12 protein-coding genes are annotated in these 15,138 nt (G+C 70.6%); 3 read left to right on the top strand and 9 right to left on the bottom strand.

The features are described 5' to 3' along the window. The first annotated feature begins 10 nt into the window (after positions 1–10). The 3 genes from MFF06_RS02940 (at position 11) to msrP (ending at position 3,683) form a co-directional block, all read left to right on the top strand. The gene (locus MFF06_RS02940; protein WP_238201513.1) at positions 11–772 is read left to right on the top strand and encodes a hypothetical protein; all 762 of its coding nucleotides are present in this window, start codon (positions 11–13) and stop codon (positions 770–772) included. Positions 773–881: 109 nt separating this feature from the next. Beyond that, positions 882–2,603, top strand: a complete 1,722-nt coding sequence (locus MFF06_RS02935; RefSeq protein ID WP_370876560.1) for an AMP-binding protein — start codon at positions 882–884, stop codon at positions 2,601–2,603. 126 nt (positions 2,604–2,729) lie between these two features. Further along, the gene (gene msrP / locus MFF06_RS02930) at positions 2,730–3,683 is read left to right on the top strand and encodes a protein-methionine-sulfoxide reductase catalytic subunit MsrP (protein WP_238201512.1); all 954 of its coding nucleotides are present in this window, start codon (positions 2,730–2,732) and stop codon (positions 3,681–3,683) included. 215 nt (positions 3,684–3,898) lie between these two features. Here msrP and MFF06_RS02925 read toward each other — a convergent pair whose 3' ends face one another. The 9 genes from MFF06_RS02925 to carA all read right to left on the bottom strand — a co-directional run bounded on the left by MFF06_RS02925 (position 3,899) and on the right by carA (position 15,098). Continuing rightward, on the bottom strand, positions 3,899–4,906 hold the full coding sequence (locus MFF06_RS02925) for a zinc-dependent alcohol dehydrogenase family protein (protein WP_370876582.1): 1,008 nt from the start codon (positions 4,904–4,906) through the stop codon (positions 3,899–3,901). A gap of 165 nt (positions 4,907–5,071) precedes the next feature. Continuing rightward, on the bottom strand, positions 5,072–5,962 hold the full coding sequence (locus MFF06_RS02920) for a LysR family transcriptional regulator (RefSeq protein WP_238201510.1): 891 nt from the start codon (positions 5,960–5,962) through the stop codon (positions 5,072–5,074). Positions 5,963–6,203: 241 nt separating this feature from the next. After that, positions 6,204–7,181, bottom strand: coding sequence for a thioredoxin-disulfide reductase (gene trxB, locus MFF06_RS02915; protein ID WP_238201509.1), 978 nt, complete (start codon positions 7,179–7,181; stop codon positions 6,204–6,206). Between the two features lie 44 nt (positions 7,182–7,225). After that, positions 7,226–8,191: a mitochondrial fission ELM1 family protein gene (locus tag MFF06_RS02910; protein WP_238201508.1), complete on the bottom strand. Its 966-nt coding sequence runs from the start codon at positions 8,189–8,191 to the stop codon at positions 7,226–7,228. A 325-nt stretch (positions 8,192–8,516) separates the two neighbouring features. Next, positions 8,517–9,014, bottom strand: a complete 498-nt coding sequence (locus MFF06_RS02905; protein WP_238201507.1) for a hypothetical protein — start codon at positions 9,012–9,014, stop codon at positions 8,517–8,519. Positions 9,015–9,018: 4 nt separating this feature from the next. Beyond that, a complete protein-coding gene (greA, locus tag MFF06_RS02900) occupies positions 9,019–9,495 on the bottom strand; it encodes a transcription elongation factor GreA (protein WP_238201691.1) in 477 nt (158 codons plus the stop codon). Between the two features lie 88 nt (positions 9,496–9,583). After that, positions 9,584–13,057 carry a carbamoyl-phosphate synthase large subunit gene (gene carB / locus MFF06_RS02895; RefSeq protein ID WP_238201506.1) on the bottom strand — a complete coding sequence of 1,158 codons (3,474 nt, stop codon included), beginning with the start codon at positions 13,055–13,057 and terminating at the stop codon, positions 9,584–9,586. 159 nt (positions 13,058–13,216) lie between these two features. Next, positions 13,217–13,594 (bottom strand): hypothetical protein, encoded by a 378-nt coding sequence (locus MFF06_RS02890; RefSeq protein WP_238201505.1) that lies wholly within the window; start codon positions 13,592–13,594, stop codon positions 13,217–13,219. A gap of 268 nt (positions 13,595–13,862) precedes the next feature. After that, on the bottom strand, positions 13,863–15,098 hold the full coding sequence (gene carA, locus MFF06_RS02885; protein WP_238201504.1) for a glutamine-hydrolyzing carbamoyl-phosphate synthase small subunit: 1,236 nt from the start codon (positions 15,096–15,098) through the stop codon (positions 13,863–13,865). Between the last annotated feature and the right edge of the window lie 40 nt (positions 15,099–15,138).

The following is a 15,138-nucleotide window of genomic DNA, read 5'->3' as shown; positions in this document are numbered from 1 at the left end:
GACCGGTTCCATGGCCGGGAGCAGGGGCGGCGACGCCTTCCTCGACGTCATCGGGGCGGGTCCCGTTGCCGCGTCGGCATCCGCCACCGCGGGGCGCTCCGGGTCCGGCGGCGGCGCGTGGGCGGTGGCCGTCGCGCCCCTGGCGGCGGCACTGACGGCCCTCGGGATCGTCGCCCTCACCGGCCTCAGCCGCCGGTCGGGGGTGCCCGATATCCTCGAACCCTACGCCTACGGCTATTTCCTCGACCGGTACCCCCTCTTCGCCTTCGCCCTCGTTTACGGGGCGGCGCGTATCGTGGCCGTCGCGGCCGGACCGGGGCCGGGCGGCCCCGTCCGGCGGGGGGTCTTCGCCGCCGCCGGCCTCGCCGTCCTGGCGGGGGCGGGGCTCTATCCGACCTTCGGCGGCCTGATCCTGCGCGGCGGTTACGCCACGGGGGGCATGGCTTTCCTGACCGGGCAACCCCTCTGGCTCGCCTACGCCCTCGGGGCGGGGGTCGCGGCGTCGATGGTCGGCGGAATCGTCGGGGCCTCCGGCCTCGCGGCCAACGGTGTCTTGCGCCCGCGGCTCCGGCGGATCGGCGGCGGGGCGCTCTCCTTCGCGTTGCTGTGGTTCGCCGCCGGGGTGATCGGCCTCGCCCACGCGGCTGGGACCGGACCCTGGCCCGCCCGCCCGATAACCGGCTCCGAGGCCGGGCTGGCCGCGGGACTCCTCGCCGCCGCCGCCCTCCCGCACGCGGTGTTCCAGGCCTGGCGAGGCTGGGGCGCCCGCTGAAACCCGGGGGGCGGGGGCGCGCCTTGCGTCCACCGGGTGCATCGCCCACACTCGCGGGGTGGAGAGCGGGACGTCGCCCCCGAGAGCGACGCCCGTGGGAGAAAACGCGATGCAAACCAGCGTGATGGACAGCCGCGCCGCGGCGGCCGGGGCGCCGGGCGAGGCCCCTTCCGCCCCCTGGCTCGGCGCCTATCCGCCCGGCATCCCGGGCGAGATCGACGTCGCAGGACTGCCCACCCTGAGCGACCTGTTCACCGCGAGCGTCAAGGCTTTCGGCGACCGGCCGGCGATGACCTGCTTCGGTTCGGACCTGACCTATGCCGAACTCGGGCGGCAGGCCCGGGCGCTGGCGGCCTACCTCCAGGGCCAGGGCGTCGCCAAGGGCGACCGGGTCGCGATCATGCTGCCGAACGTCCCGGCCTACGCCACGGCCATCGTCGCGATCCACTGGGCCGGCGGCGTCGTGGTCAACGTGAACCCGCTCTACACCGCCCGCGAGGTGGCGGCTCAACTCGCGGATGCCGGGGCACGGGTGCTGATCGTGCTGGAGAACTTCGCCCACACCGTGGCGGCGGCGGCCGACGGCCTCGACCTCCGCCGGGTGATCCTCGTGGGGCCGGGCGACGGCCTCGGCGTGAAGGGGCGCGCCATCACCCTGGCGAGCCGCCACATCCGCAAGGCGGTGCCGCCCTATCGCCTGGCGCCGGGCCTCGCCGTGCGCTTCGAGGCGGCGCTCAAGACCAAGGACGCGCCGCGCCCCGTCTCCGTGACGCCGGACGACCTCGCCTTCCTGCAGTACACCGGGGGCACCACGGGCGTCGCCAAGGGCGCGATGCTCACCCACCGCAACGTCTCGGCCAATGTCGAGCAATGCGTGACGTGGTTCGGAGCCACCGACACGAGCCTCCGGCGCATCGCCGTCACCGCCCTGCCGCTCTACCACATCTTCGCGCTGACGGCCTGCTTCCTGTTCTCGGTGCGGACGGGGGGAAGCTGCCTGCTGATCCCGAATCCCCGCGACTGCGACGGGTTCGTGAAGACCCTCTCCCGCTATCGCTTCACCAGCATGGCCGGGGTCAACACCCTGTTCAACATGCTGGTGAATCATCCGAAGATCGGCACCGTGGATTTCTCGGCGCTCGATTTCGTCATCGGCGGCGGCACCGCGGTGCAGCGGGCCGTGGCGGATCGCTGGAAGGCCCTGACGGGCCGCCCGATCGTGGAGGGCTACGGCCTGTCCGAGACCTCGCCGGTGGCCTGCGCCAACTCACACACGATCCCCGACTTCACCGGCACGATCGGCTACCCGATCCCCTCCACCGCCGCCTCGGTGCGGGACGAGGAGGGCCGGGCGGTGCCGCCGGGGGAGCGGGGCGAACTCTGCATCCGGGGTCCGCAGGTGATGCGCGGCTACTGGAACCGGCCGGACGAGACCGCCAAGGTCATGACGGAGGACGGCTTCTTCCGCACCGGCGACGTCGCGGTGATGAGCGCGGGCGGCGAGGTGCGGATCGTGGACCGCCTGAAGGACATGATCCTGGTCTCGGGCTTCAACGTCTATCCGAACGAGGTCGAGGAGGTGCTGGCCACCCATCCGGGCGTGCTCGAATGCGCCGTGGTGGGCAACCCGAGCGTCGAGACAGGAGAGATGGTCGTCGCCCACGTGGTCCTGAAGGACCCGAGCATCACGCCGGATGCCCTGCGCGCCCATGCCCGGACCCAGCTCACCGCCTACAAGGTGCCACGCACGGTGGTGCTCCACGACGCCCTGCCGAAGACGAACGTCGGCAAGGTCCTGCGCCGGGTGCTGCGGGAGGAGGGGACGCCGTGAGGAAGAACGGCCGCGCGACGTAACCTCGCAGCGCGTCTCGCCGAATGGTGAGCGGGACCGGCTTGCCCGGCCCCCGCCGCGACCCGATGTTCGGCGCAGCACCGCAGACAGGGCAGGGAGGCGACCATGTGGATCAGGCGCAGACGCGGATGGGAGATCCCGGAGCATCTGGCGACGCCCGAATCCGTGTTCCTCGACCGGCGCGCCCTCATCGGCGGCGCGGCCGGGCTCGCGGCGGGCTCGCTCCTCGGCGGCGGCAGGGTCCTGGCGGCCACCGACACGGCCTCCCTCTACCCGGCGCCCCGCAACGACGGCTACGCCCTCGATAGGGCCGTGACGCCCGAGCGGTTCAGCGGCGACTACAACAACTTCTACGAATTCGGCATGTCCAAGACGGTCCTCCCGGCGGCGAACGCCCTGAAGACCTCGCCCTGGACGCTCAAGATCGACGGCCTCGTGGAGAAGCCCTTCGAGATCGGCGTCGACGACCTCGTGCGGAAGGCCGGCCTGGAGGAGCGGCTCTACCGGCACCGCTGCGTCGAGGCGTGGTCGATGGCGGTGCCGTGGACGGGCTTCCCCCTCTCGAAGCTGGTGGCGCTGGCCAAGCCAACCTCGGGGGCGAAATACGTCCGCTTCGAGACCTTCATGGACAAGGCCATGGCGCCGGGCCAGAAGGTCTTCTACTACCCGTGGCCCTACGTCGAAGGGCTGACCATGGCCGAGGCGGGCAACGACCTGCCCTTCGTGGTCACGGGGATCTACGGAAAGCCGCTTCCCAACCAGTTCGGCGCGCCGATCCGCATCGCCGTGCCGTGGAAGTATGGGTTCAAGTCGGCCAAGTCGATCGTGAAGGTCTCCTTCACCGCCGACCGGCCGAAGACCTTCTGGGAGGGGCTGCAAGCCTCGGAATACGGCTTCTGGGCCAACGTGAACCCGGCCGTCCCGCATCCCCGCTGGAGCCAAGCGACGGAACGCGTGCTCGGCACCGACCAGCGTGTGCCCACGCTGATCTACAACGGCTACGGCGAGCAGGTCGCGGGGCTCTACAAGGGGCTGGAGGGCGAGCGGCTGTTCGTGTGAGGCCCGGCCGCCCCAGGGCGGTCACGGGCCTCCTTCGTCTCGGCGAGCGAATCGATCCAGGGATGCGCGCCACGGCCGGAGCCGGCCCGTTGCTCTGGGTTGCGTCGCTGCGCTCGCAAGGACGCGGAGCGGACCTGAATCCGCTCGACCTTCCCGGTCGGCCCCCGGACCGTGGCGGCTGCCCGAATCGCGTCGCGCGCGGGGATGGGGCCGTTTCACATCTCCAGGCAGATCTTTCCGAAGTGGCGGTTGCTCTCCTGATGCCGGAAGGCGTCCACCAGGGCGTCGAGGGGATAGCGGCTGTCGATCACCGGCTTCATACCGGTGGCGTCGATGGCGCGGATCATGTCCATCTGCTGGCGGCGGTTGCCGACGAGGACGCCCTGCAGCCGCAACTGCTTGACGAGAGCCGGCACGACCTGAAGCGGCCCGGCGACGCCGGTGAGGATGCCGATCACCGAGATGTGCCCGCCGACGCGGGCGGCCTCCATGGATTGCTCCAGGGTGCCGGGGCCGCCGACCTCGATCACGTGATCGACGCCGCGTCCCCCGGTGAGCCTGCGGGCTGTCTCGCCCCAGGCGGGGTCCTGCGTGTAGTCGATGAGATGGTCGGCCCCGAGGGCTTGGAGCCGAGCGAGCTTCGCCTGCGAGGACGAGGTGGCGATCACCCTCGCCCCGGCCATCTTGGCGAATTGCAGGGCGAAGACCGAGACTCCGCCGGAGCCCTGGACCAGCACCGTCTCGCCGGCCTTCACCTTTCCGTCCTCGTGGAGCGCCCGCCACGCGGTCAGCCCGGCGGTGGTCAGCGTCGCCGCCTCGGCGTGGTCCCAGCCGGCGGGGGCGCGGGTGAAGGAGGTCGCGGGGGCGGTGACGGCCTCCCGCGCATAGCCGTCGATGCCGTCGCCCGGCACGGTGGCGAAGCCCACCACCTCGGCCCGCCCGTCGAGCCAGGTCGGGAAGAAGGTGCTCACCACCGCGTCGCCGACGGCGAACTCGGTGACGCCGGGCCCCACGGCCGTGACCTCGCCCGCCCCGTCGGACATGGGGATACGCGGCTCGGGCGGCCCCCACATGCCGCTGACCACGGCGTAGTCGTGATAGTTGAGGGAGCTCGCCCGCAGCCGCACCGTGATTTCGCCGGGGCCAGGCTCCGGCACCGGCCGCTCCTGCGCCGAGACCGCCGCGAACCCGCCGCCCGCCCCGACGACCATGGCCTTCGCCATCGTGCCCATGCCCCGCCTCCGATGTCCCGTCGAGGGGCGATGTAGGCCGGGGCGTCGCGTATCAAGGGGCGGGGATGCCTCGCCCCGAGGCTCAGCCGTCATCGCGAGCCACGCGAGGCAATGACGGCGGAAACCCGCGAGCGGGGCGGAGACTTGTCCGGCGGGTCAGTACGTCCAGCGCTGGGCCTTCTGCACGAGGAAGTCGCGGAACGCCTGAACGCGGGCGACGGAGCGCATCTCCTCGGCATAGACGAGGTAGCTCTCCAGCGTCGGCATGTCGGTCTCGCGCAGGACCTGGACGAGGGTGTCGTCGCCGTCCACGGCGTAGTCGGGCAGGATGCCGATGCCGGCCCCGGCCTCCATCGCGCGCTGGAGGGCGCCGATGTTGTTGACGGTGAGGTGCACCTGCCGCCGCTCGCGCCCGTCCCGGCCCGCATCCGCGAGCCAGTGCGCGGCCAGCAGGTAGGAGGGCTCGTTGCCGCCGAAGGAGACGATACGGTGCTCGTCCAGATCCTCGACGGTCTTGGGCTCGCCGAATCGCTTCACGTAATCCTGGCTGGCGAAGGCGTGGTAGTGCACCGTGAACAGGCGGCGCTGGATCAGGTCCGGCTGGGCCGGGCGCCGCATCCGGATCGCCACGTCCGCCTCGCGCATGGCGAGGTCGAGTTCCTCGTTGGTGAGGATCATCTCGATCCGCACGTCGGGATAGAGATCGAGGAATTCACCAACCCGCTGGGCCAGCCAGGACACGCCCAGACCCACCGTCGTGGTGACCTTGAGGTCGCCCGTGGGGCGCTCGGCCGTCTCCACGAGGCGCATCCGGGTGTTTTCCAGGCGCAGCTTCATGTCCTTGGCGGCGCGGAACAGCAGGTCCCCCTGCTCGGTCAGGATCAGCCCGCGGGCGTGCCGGTGGAACAGGGGCGCCTTCAGCTCCCGTTCGAGGGCGCTGATCTGGCGGCTCACGGCCGATTGGCTGAGCCCGATGTCGTCGCCCGCCTTGGTGAAGCTGCCCGCCTCGGCGACGTTGAGGAAGATCCGGATCTTATCCCAGTCCAACGCGAGAACTCCCAGCGGTGCCGCCCCGCCGGGCCCTGCGGCCCGATCCTGCGGAGGGGGCGCGATCACCCGGCGCCCCGCCATCCTCTCCGCAGGGCCGACATGCACGCCACGGTGCCATGCGATATACGCAAACCTGCGCGGAGAATAGACCTATGCGTGGGACGCCGTGCCCGAGGGCGGGACAACGCGTGGGACGCCGGGACGAAAGCCTTCGGAAACGCCGTGTCCCGGCGCCGTCTCACTCCGCCGCCGCGCGCACCGGGCTCTCGCCGATCTCCAGGTTGGCGAGGAACTTCTCCGCCTCGAGCGCGGCCATGCAGCCCATGCCGGCGGCGGTGATCGCTTGGCGGTACACGTCGTCGGTGACGTCGCCCGCCGCGTAGACGCCGGGGATCTCGGTCTCGGTCGTGCCCGGCCGCACGGTGAGATAGCCGCCCTGCCGCATCGGCAGTTGGCCCTCGAAGATCGCCGTGGCCGGCTGGTGGCCGATGGCGACGAACACGCCGTCGGTCCTCACCTCGGAGGTCTCGCCCGTGCGGGTGTCCTTCAGGCGCACATGGGTCACCGAGGGAGCGGGCTTCTCGACGCCGCAGATCTCGTCGATCTCCTTGTGCCACAGCACCTCGACGTTGGGGTGCTTGAACAGCCGCTCCTGCAGGATCCGCTCCGCGCGGAACTGGTCGCGGCGGTGGACCACCGTCACCTTCTTGGCGATGTTGGCGAGGTAGAGCGCCTCCTCCACGGCGGTGTTGCCGCCGCCGACCACGACGACCTCCCGCCCCCGGTAGAAGAACCCGTCGCAGGTCGCGCAGGCCGAGACGCCGCCGGCCTGGAACTTGGCCTCGGAGGGCAGGCCCAGCCACTTGGCCTGGGCGCCGGTCGCGATGATGAGCGCATCGCAGGAATAGGTCTCGCCCGAATCGGCCTCCAGGCGGAAGGGCCGGGTCTTCAGGTCGACCTTGGTGATGTACTCGGAGAGGATCGTGGTGCCCACATGCTCCGCCTGGGCGCGCATCTGCTCCATCAGCCACGGCCCCTGGATAGCCTCCGCGAAGCCCGGATAATTCTCCACGTCCGTGGTGATCATGAGCTGGCCGCCGGGCTGGAAGCCGGAGATCAGCAGGGGCTGGACCATGGCGCGGGCGGCGTAGATCGCGGCGGTGTAGCCGGCCGGGCCGGAGCCGACGATGATCAGCTTGGAGTGTGTGTGGGCCATCGGTCTCGAACTCTTCGTCGTCGGGCGGCGGGACGCGCGAGGCATCACGCCGCCGCCGGATACCGCATCATATAGGCGTCCTCGAGGGCGCGCGCGATGACCGGCGTCGCATCCAGGGGGGGATAGCGCAGATCGATGAAGCAACCGTCGAAGGCGGCCAGCGCGCCCGCCTGCGCGAGGGCGGCATAGAACCGGGCGTGGCGTGGCGGCGTGCCCGGCACGTCGAACAGAAGGACCGGCGCCCCGGTCGCCACCGCCTCGCTCACCATATTGACCGAATCGGAGGTCACGACCACGGAATCGGCCAGCGCCAGCAGGGCGAGATAGGGATTCTCGCCGGTGCCGTCCCAGAAGAAGCCTTCCGTCTCCGCCACGAGCGCCCGGGCCGCGTCGCGTAGCCCCTCCGGCGTCCGGCGGGAGGCCGTGATCATCAGCCTTCCCCCCGCCGCCGCGAGGCGGCGCAGCGCGGCGATCAGCCTTGCGGCCTCGGCCTCCGTGAAGCGCAGGTGCCGGCTGTCGCCGCCGAGCAGCACCGCCACGCGGGGCGAGCCGAGGCCGGCGAGGCGCGGATCGGGGGCCGCGCGGGCGGCGGCGAGGCGTTCGGCCGAGACGCGATGGGGGGAGGTGAGGGTGGTGACGACGGTCGGGCCGCGCAGCCGGTCGGTGTCCGGCACCCAGATGAAGTCGGCCGTGCCCGCCCCCGTCCGGGGATCCTTCAGGTAGGCGGTGAAGGGCACGCCGAGCCGCCGGCAGGCCCGCAGGGCGGGCACGGCCCGTCGCCCCGAGGCGATGGCGAGGGCGGGCAGGGGGCCGTGCAGGGCGCCCCCCGTCCACCGCAGGCGCGGATCGGCGGGGCCCCAGGGCGCCAGCGTTGCGAACAGGCCCGCCTTGGGAATGCGGCGCAACTCGGCCGCCACGCCTAGCGCCTCCGCGAGGCCCAGGCACTGATTCTCGTCGCCGGCCTTGCCGTCGGTGATGATCCAGGCCGGCAGACCGGCGAGCGGCCTCATGGCTTGCATCGAGGAGCCGGATCGCTTCCGCCGATCCCCTCACTCGCCCCCATCCTGAGAGCCTGACCGAAAGGCCCCTCGTTCCAATCCGCCCCCTCATCTTGAGGTGCGGCGACAGGCGCCTCGAAGGAGGCCCCCAGGGGACGCTGCGATCCCTGGAGCCCTCCTTCGAGGCCCGGCACGCCGGGCACCTCAGGATGAGGCCGAGTCTGGGAAATCCGGCTTCTCGGCCGGATACGGGGACGCCCCGCCGCCCTGGATTGCCTCGCCGCGCTCGCCAAGACGATGAGTGAGCGCGCGCGGACGGAGGCCACCGAAAGACCCGTCAGTCCCGCGGCAGATCGCGGGCGAGCCACTGGGCGTAGATGTCCGCGACGACCGCGAGACGGCGGCGCTCGCTCGCCGGATCGTACCAAGCCCCGCCGTAGCTCGATGGGGTGGCGGTCAACTGGTGGTGGCGGCCGATGATCTCGCCCCGGCGTCCGACGAGAAGGGCGTCGCCCTCCAGGTAGTCGCTCTGCGTCCCGCCCAGGGCGGCCCGGCTGCCGTTGGCGACGTAATCCCGCAACGACAGCCCGGTGAGGACCACGACGAGCCGCGGGCCGCCGCCGCCGATCCGCCCGGCGAAGTTCCTGCGCAACGCCTCCGTGAGATCGGCCGCGAGGGACTGGGCCTGGGGGCCGCCGGCTCCCGCCATCAGGGGGCGCACATCCACGCGCACGTCGGAGAAGACCGGCGTCGGGGGGAAGTCCTGCGCCCCCGCCGCCCCGGAAGCCCCGCTCAGCAGGGCGAGGGAGGCGAGGAAACCCGTGATCCGCCGCATCGGCTCAGGCGCCGAACCGGATGTCGACGACTTCGTAGGACTTGCCGCCGCCCGGCGTCGTCACCTCGACGGTGTCGCCGACGGCCTTGCCGATCAGCGCGCGGGCGATGGGAGACCCGATCGAGACGCGGCCCGAGCGCACGTCGGCCTCGGGCTCCCCGACGATCTGGTAGGTCTTCTCCTCCTCCGTGTCCTCGTCCACGAGCTTCACGGTGGCGCCGAACTTGATCTTGTCGCCGGAGAGCTTCGTCACGTCGATGATCTCGGCGCGGGCGATCATGCTCTCGAGTTCGAGCACCCGTCCCTCGTTGTGGGACTGCGCTTCCTTGGCGGCGTGATACTCGGCGTTCTCCGACAGGTCGCCGAGGGCGCGGGCCTCGGCGATGGCCTGGATGATCCGCTGCCGCTCGACCTGCTGGCGATGCTTCAGCTCTTCTTCGAGCGCCGCATAGCCGTGGGTCGTGATCGGAACCTTATCGATGCTCATCGTCTCACGCCGTAATGAAGAAGCCCGGTGGGGAGCAGGACGCTCCCTCCGGGCCCGGATAGTTGTTGGACGGCCCGCAACTTCAAGCCGCAAAATATTCCTGCAATGCGCGCACCGTGAGATCGCCTTCGAGATAGGCCTTGATCCCTTCGGCGGCCGCCATCGCGCCGGCTAGAGTGGTGTAGTACGGCACCTTATGCAAGAGGGCCGCCCGGCGGAGCGAGCGCGAGTCGGACAGGGCGCCGGCCCCCTCGGTGGTGTTGAACACGAGCTGGATGCCGCCGTTCTTGATGGCATCGACCACGTGCGGCCGCCCTTCGAGCACCTTGTTGATGCGCTCGGAGCGGATGCCGTTCTCCACGAGGAAGCGCTGGGTCCCGCCCGTCGCCGTCACGGTGAAGCCGAGGTCGGTGAGCAGCTTGATCGCCGGCAGGATGCGCGCCTTGTCGGCGTCCCGCACCGAGACGAACACCGCGCCGGAGCGGGGCACTTGGTTGCCCGCGCCGAGCTGGCTCTTGGCGAAGGCCACGCCGAAGCCCGCATCCAGGCCGATCACCTCGCCGGTGGAGCGCATCTCCGGCCCGAGCAGCACGTCGACGCCGGGGAACCGCGCGAAGGGGAACACCGCCTCTTTCACCGCGATGTGCTGCAAGGTCTTCTTCACGAGGCCGAAGCTGCCGAGCTTCTCGCCGGCCATGATCCGCGCGGCGATCTTGGCGATGGGCTCGCCGATCACCTTGGCGACGAAGGGCACCGTCCGCGAGGCGCGGGGGTTCACCTCCAGCACGTAGATCACGCCGTCCTTGATGGCGTACTGCACGTTCATCAGGCCGCCGACCTTGAGGGCGAGGGCCATGGCGGTGGTCTGCCGCTCCAGTTCCGCAATGATCTCGGGCGAGAGCGAGCGCGGCGGGAGCGAGCAGGCCGAGTCGCCGGAGTGGATGCCCGCCTCCTCGATGTGCTCCATGATGCCGGCGATGAACACCGCCTCGCCGTCGCAGACCGCATCGACATCGACCTCGACCGCGTCCGACAGGTAGCGGTCGAATAGCAGCGGGTTCTTGCCCAGCACCGTGTTGATCTGACCGGTCTTGTCGTTCGGGTAGCGGGCGACGACGTCGGAGGGGATCAGGCTCGGCAGGGTGCCGAGGAGGTAGTCGGCGAACTGGGTCTCGTCTCGGATGATCGCCATGGCCCGGCCGCCGAGCACGTAGCTCGGGCGCACCACGAAGGGCAGGCCGAGTTCGGCGGCCACCAGGCGGCTCTGCTCGACGGAATAGGCGATGCCGTTCTTCGGCTGCTTCATTCCGAGCTTGTCGAGGAGCCGCTTGAACTGGTCGCGGTCCTCGGCGAGGTCGATCGCGTCCGGCGAGGTGCCGAGGATCGGGATGCCGGCGGCCTCCAGCGCGCGGGCGAGCTTGAGGGGCGTCTGCCCGCCGAACTGCACGATGACGCCGTGGAGCGTGCCCTTCTGCTTCTCGGTCTCGAGGATCTCCAGCACGTCCTCGGCGGTGAGCGGCTCGAAGTAGAGCCGGTCCGAGGTATCGTAGTCGGTGGAGACCGTCTCCGGGTTGCAGTTGACCATGATGGTCTCGTACCCGGCATCGCCGAGCGCGTAGCAGGCGTGGCAGCAGCAGTAATCGAACTCGATGCCCTGGCCGATCCGGTTCGGGCCACCGCCGAGGATGACGACCTTCTTCCGGTCAGAGGGCTCGGCCTCGTCCACCACCGTGCCCGCGAAGGGCGCCACGTAGGTCGAGTACATGTAGGCGGTGGGCGACTTGAACTCGGCGGCGCAGGTGTCGATGCGCTTGAAGACCGGCCGGACGGCCAGTGCCCGGCGCTTCTCGCGCACCTCGCCCTCCTCGAGGTTGGCCAGCACCGCGAGGCGCGCGTCGGAGAAGCCCGCCGCCTTGAGCTGGCGGAAGGCGCCCGCCGTGGTCGGCAGGCCGTGGGCCTTCACCCGCAGTTCCAGGTCCACGATGGCCTGGATCTGCTCCAGGAACCACGGATCGATCTTGCAGGAGGCGTGGATCTCCTCGTGGCTCACGCCCAGCCGCATCGCCTGGGCGACCTGCAGCAGGCGGGCGGGGGTGGGGGTGCCGAGCGCCGCCTTGATGGCGTTGCGGTCGTCGCCCTTGCCCAGCCCCTCGATCTCGATCTCGTCGAGGCCGGTGAGCCCGGTCTCCAGGGAGCGGAGCGCCTTCTGCAGCGATTCGGCGAAGCACCGGCCGATGGCCATGGCCTCGCCCACCGACTTCATGGCGGTGGTGAGCGTCGGCTCGGCGCCGGGGAACTTCTCGAAGGCGAAGCGCGGGATCTTGGTGACGACGTAGTCGATCGTCGGCTCGAAGGAGGCCGGGGTCGCGCCGCCGGTGATGTCGTTGGCGATCTCGTCGAGGGTGTAGCCGACCGCGAGCTTGGCCGCGACCTTGGCGATGGGGAAGCCCGTGGCCTTGGAGGCGAGCGCCGAGGAGCGCGAGACGCGGGGGTTCATCTCGATGACGATCATCCGCCCGTTCTCGGGGTTGATCGCGAACTGCACGTTCGAGCCGCCGGTCTCGACGCCGATCTCGCGGAGCACCGCCAGCGATGCGTCCCGCATCACCTGGTATTCCTTGTCGGTGAGCGTCAGGGCGGGGGCGACGGTGATCGAATCGCCCGTATGGACACCCATCGGGTCGATGTTCTCGATGGAGCAGACGATGATGCAGTTGTCGTTCCGGTCGCGGACGACCTCCATCTCGTACTCTTTCCAGCCGAGCACGCTCTCCTCGATCAGCACCTCGTTCGTCGGCGACGCGTCGATGCCCCGCTCCACGATGTCGAGGAACTCCTCGCGGTTGTAGGCGATGCCACCGCCCGTACCGCCCATGGTGAAGGACGGGCGGATGATGGCCGGGAGGCCCACTTCGGCGAGCGCGATCAGCGCCTGCCCGAGGGCGTGCTCGCCGTAGCGCTTGCGCCGGTCGGTCTCGCCCGCCTGCCACTTCGCCTCGAAGGCACCGAGCGCGGCAGCGCGCGCCTGCGGATCGGTGTTCGACTCCTCGATCCGGGCGACCTCCGCGAGGTACTTCTCCCGGTCGGCCTTCTTGGCGGCGGAGGCGTTGGCCAGCGCGGATTTCGGCGTGTCGAGGCCGATCTTGGTCATCGCGTCCTTGAAGAGCGAGCGGTCCTCGGCCTTGTCGATGGCCTCCGCCGTGGCGCCGATCATCTGCACGCCGTACTTGGCGAGCACGCCCATCTTCTGCAGCGACAAGGCGCAGTTCAGTGCCGTCTGGCCGCCCATGGTCGGCAGGATCGCGTCGGGGCGCTCCTTCTCGATGATCTTGGCGACGATCTCCGGGGTGATGGGCTCGACGTAGGTCGCGTCGGCCATGTCCGGATCGGTCATGATCGTCGCGGGGTTCGAGTTCACGAGGACGATCCGGTAGCCCTCCTCGCGCAGCGCCTTGCAGGCCTGGGTCCCGGAGTAATCGAACTCGCACGCCTGTCCGATGATGATCGGCCCCGCCCCGACGATCAGGATCGAGGAGATATCGGTGCGTTTGGGCATCGGACGCCTTGGTACAGGCACACGCGCCCCGTCGTCGGGCTTGGCCCCACGACCGGACGCGCGGCGGGATTGTCGTTGAAACCTGCGTTTACACGCGGCCTCGCACCCGAGACAAGGGTGCCTCGCCGTTCAAGGCAAGGACAATGCCGAGTCGAGGGCTCAGGACGCCGCCGACAGGAGCGTCACCGCCCGGTCGATCGACAGGTAGAACACGCCGAAGGCCACCACGGCGGCGGCGGCGAACTCCACGGCGACGTTCGAGAGCGTCTGCGCCCGGCGCAGGCTCTCGCGGCCGAGCACGATGGAAATCCAGGCGAGCGCCAGCACCGCCGGCATGGCGAAGAGGTAGGAGACAGTGCTCTCCACCCGGTCGAGCCCCCCGACGGGGTCGATCAGCGCGCGGACGTTGCGCACCCACGGCGTCGAGGCGGCGACATAGAGGGCCGTCAGCCAGGACAGGGCCGTCGCCATCCCCAGGTGGAACGCGAACGCCTTGTGCAGACGGGAGAAATCGTCGCGGGCCTGGTTGGCGATCATCCGGGGGTCCCCATCGTGGCGGGGCGCGCGCCACGGCGCCGCCCTCTCCTTCCGTTGGCTGGGGATAAGCCGGAGGAATTCGCGGATTTTGTGACCCGGATGGGGCGGGGATGGGATCGAGGCGGCTTCGCGCGAGGCGTCCGGATAACTCCCTCCCCCCTGTGGGAAGGGCACGGGTGGGGCGGTTCCGGATCGAGCGCAGGGGTGCCTCCTGCACCACCCCCACCCCTAGCCCCTCCCCACAAGGGGGAGGGGAACGCGCTACGCCCTACCGCGCGTCCGGCTGCCCGGAGCGCATCAGCGTCACGAACCGCTCGAACAGGTAGTGGCTGTCCCGGGGACCCGGCGACGCCTCGGGGTGGTGCTGCACCGAGAAGGCCGGACGGTCGGTGAGGGACAGGCCGCAATTCGAGCCGTCGAACAGGGAGACGTGGGTCTCCACCGCCGTGTCCGGCAGGCTCGCCGGGTCCACCGCGAAGCCGTGGTTCATCGAGACGATCTCGACCTTGCCGGTGGTCTTGTCCTTCACCGGGTGGTTCGCGCCGTGGTGGCCCTGGCCCATCTTCACGGTGCGGCCGCCCAGCGCGAGACCCATGAGCTGATGGCCGAGGCAGATGCCGAAGGTCGGGACCTTCGCCTCCAGCAGGCGGCGGATCACCGGCACGGCGTACTCGCCCGTCGCCGCCGGGTCGCCGGGGCCGTTCGACAGGAACACGCCGTCCGGCTTCATGGCGAGGATGTCGTCGGCGCTGGTGGTGGCGGGGACCACGGTGACGTCGCAGCCGGCCTGCGCCAGCAGGCGCAGGATGTTGCGCTTCACGCCGTAATCGATGGCCACCACCTTCAGTCCCTCGCCCTGTGCCCGGCGGCCGTAGCCGTCGCCCAGCGCCCAGACGGTCTCGCCCCATTCCGAGCGCTCGCGGCTGGTGACCGGCGGCACGAGGTCGAGCCCCTCCATCGGGGCCAGCGCGGCGGCCCGCGCCTTCAGCGCCTCCCGGTCGAAGCGGCCTTGCGGATCGTTGGCGATGACGGCGTTCGGCATCCCCCGGTCACGGATGCGGGCGGTGAGCGCCCGGGTGTCGACGCCGGTGATGCCGACGATGCCCCGCGCCTTCAGCCAGCCGTCGAGATGGGAGGAGGAGCGCCAGTTCGACGGATTGGTCACCGCCGAGGCGATGACCGTGCCGCGCACGCCCGAGGCCGGGGCCGCGTCGAGGCTCTCCAGATCCTCGTCGTTGGTGCCGACGTTGCCGATATGCGGGAAGGTGAAGGTGACGATCTGCCCGGCATAGGACGGGTCGGTCAGGATCTCCTGGTAGCCGGTCATGGCGGTGTTGAAGCAGACCTCGCCGTCGGCCACGCCGGTCTGGCCGATGCCGAACCCTTCGAGGATCGTCCCGTCCGCCAGCACCAGCAGGGCGGTGACGACGGGCTCGGCCCAGGGGGCCGGGGTCGCGGCGGGTTCGGGCAGGGGTTGCGCGGGGGCGCCGTCGTCTTGCAGCATCGGGACCTTCTCGCTTATTCCGTCGGCATCCGGCGCCTTG

The sequence above is a fragment of the Methylobacterium aerolatum genome, from assembly GCF_022179085.1.
GTDB lineage: Bacteria > Pseudomonadota > Alphaproteobacteria > Rhizobiales > Beijerinckiaceae > Methylobacterium > Methylobacterium aerolatum.
This window is presented reverse-complemented; position numbering and strand designations above follow the sequence as displayed.

Bases quoted from the DNA above. Each gene is read 5' to 3' on its own strand.
- MFF06_RS02905 (WP_238201507.1), bottom strand. From the start codon at position 9,014: ATGCGGCGGATCACGGGTTTCCTCGCCTCCCTCGCCCTGCTGAGCGGG.
- MFF06_RS02940 (WP_238201513.1), top strand. From the start codon at position 11: ATGGCCGGGAGCAGGGGCGGCGACGCCTTCCTCGACGTCATCGGGGCG.
- MFF06_RS02935 (WP_370876560.1), top strand. From the start codon at position 882: ATGCAAACCAGCGTGATGGACAGCCGCGCCGCGGCGGCCGGGGCGCCG.
- MFF06_RS02925 (WP_370876582.1), bottom strand. From the start codon at position 4,906: ATGGCGAAGGCCATGGTCGTCGGGGCGGGCGGCGGGTTCGCGGCGGTC.
- msrP (WP_238201512.1), top strand. From the start codon at position 2,730: ATGTGGATCAGGCGCAGACGCGGATGGGAGATCCCGGAGCATCTGGCG.
- MFF06_RS02890 (WP_238201505.1), bottom strand. From the start codon at position 13,594: ATGATCGCCAACCAGGCCCGCGACGATTTCTCCCGTCTGCACAAGGCG.
- carB (WP_238201506.1), bottom strand. From the start codon at position 13,057: ATGCCCAAACGCACCGATATCTCCTCGATCCTGATCGTCGGGGCGGGG.
- carA (WP_238201504.1), bottom strand. From the start codon at position 15,098: ATGCTGCAAGACGACGGCGCCCCCGCGCAACCCCTGCCCGAACCCGCC.
- MFF06_RS02910 (WP_238201508.1), bottom strand. From the start codon at position 8,191: ATGAGGCCGCTCGCCGGTCTGCCGGCCTGGATCATCACCGACGGCAAG.
- trxB (WP_238201509.1), bottom strand. From the start codon at position 7,181: ATGGCCCACACACACTCCAAGCTGATCATCGTCGGCTCCGGCCCGGCC.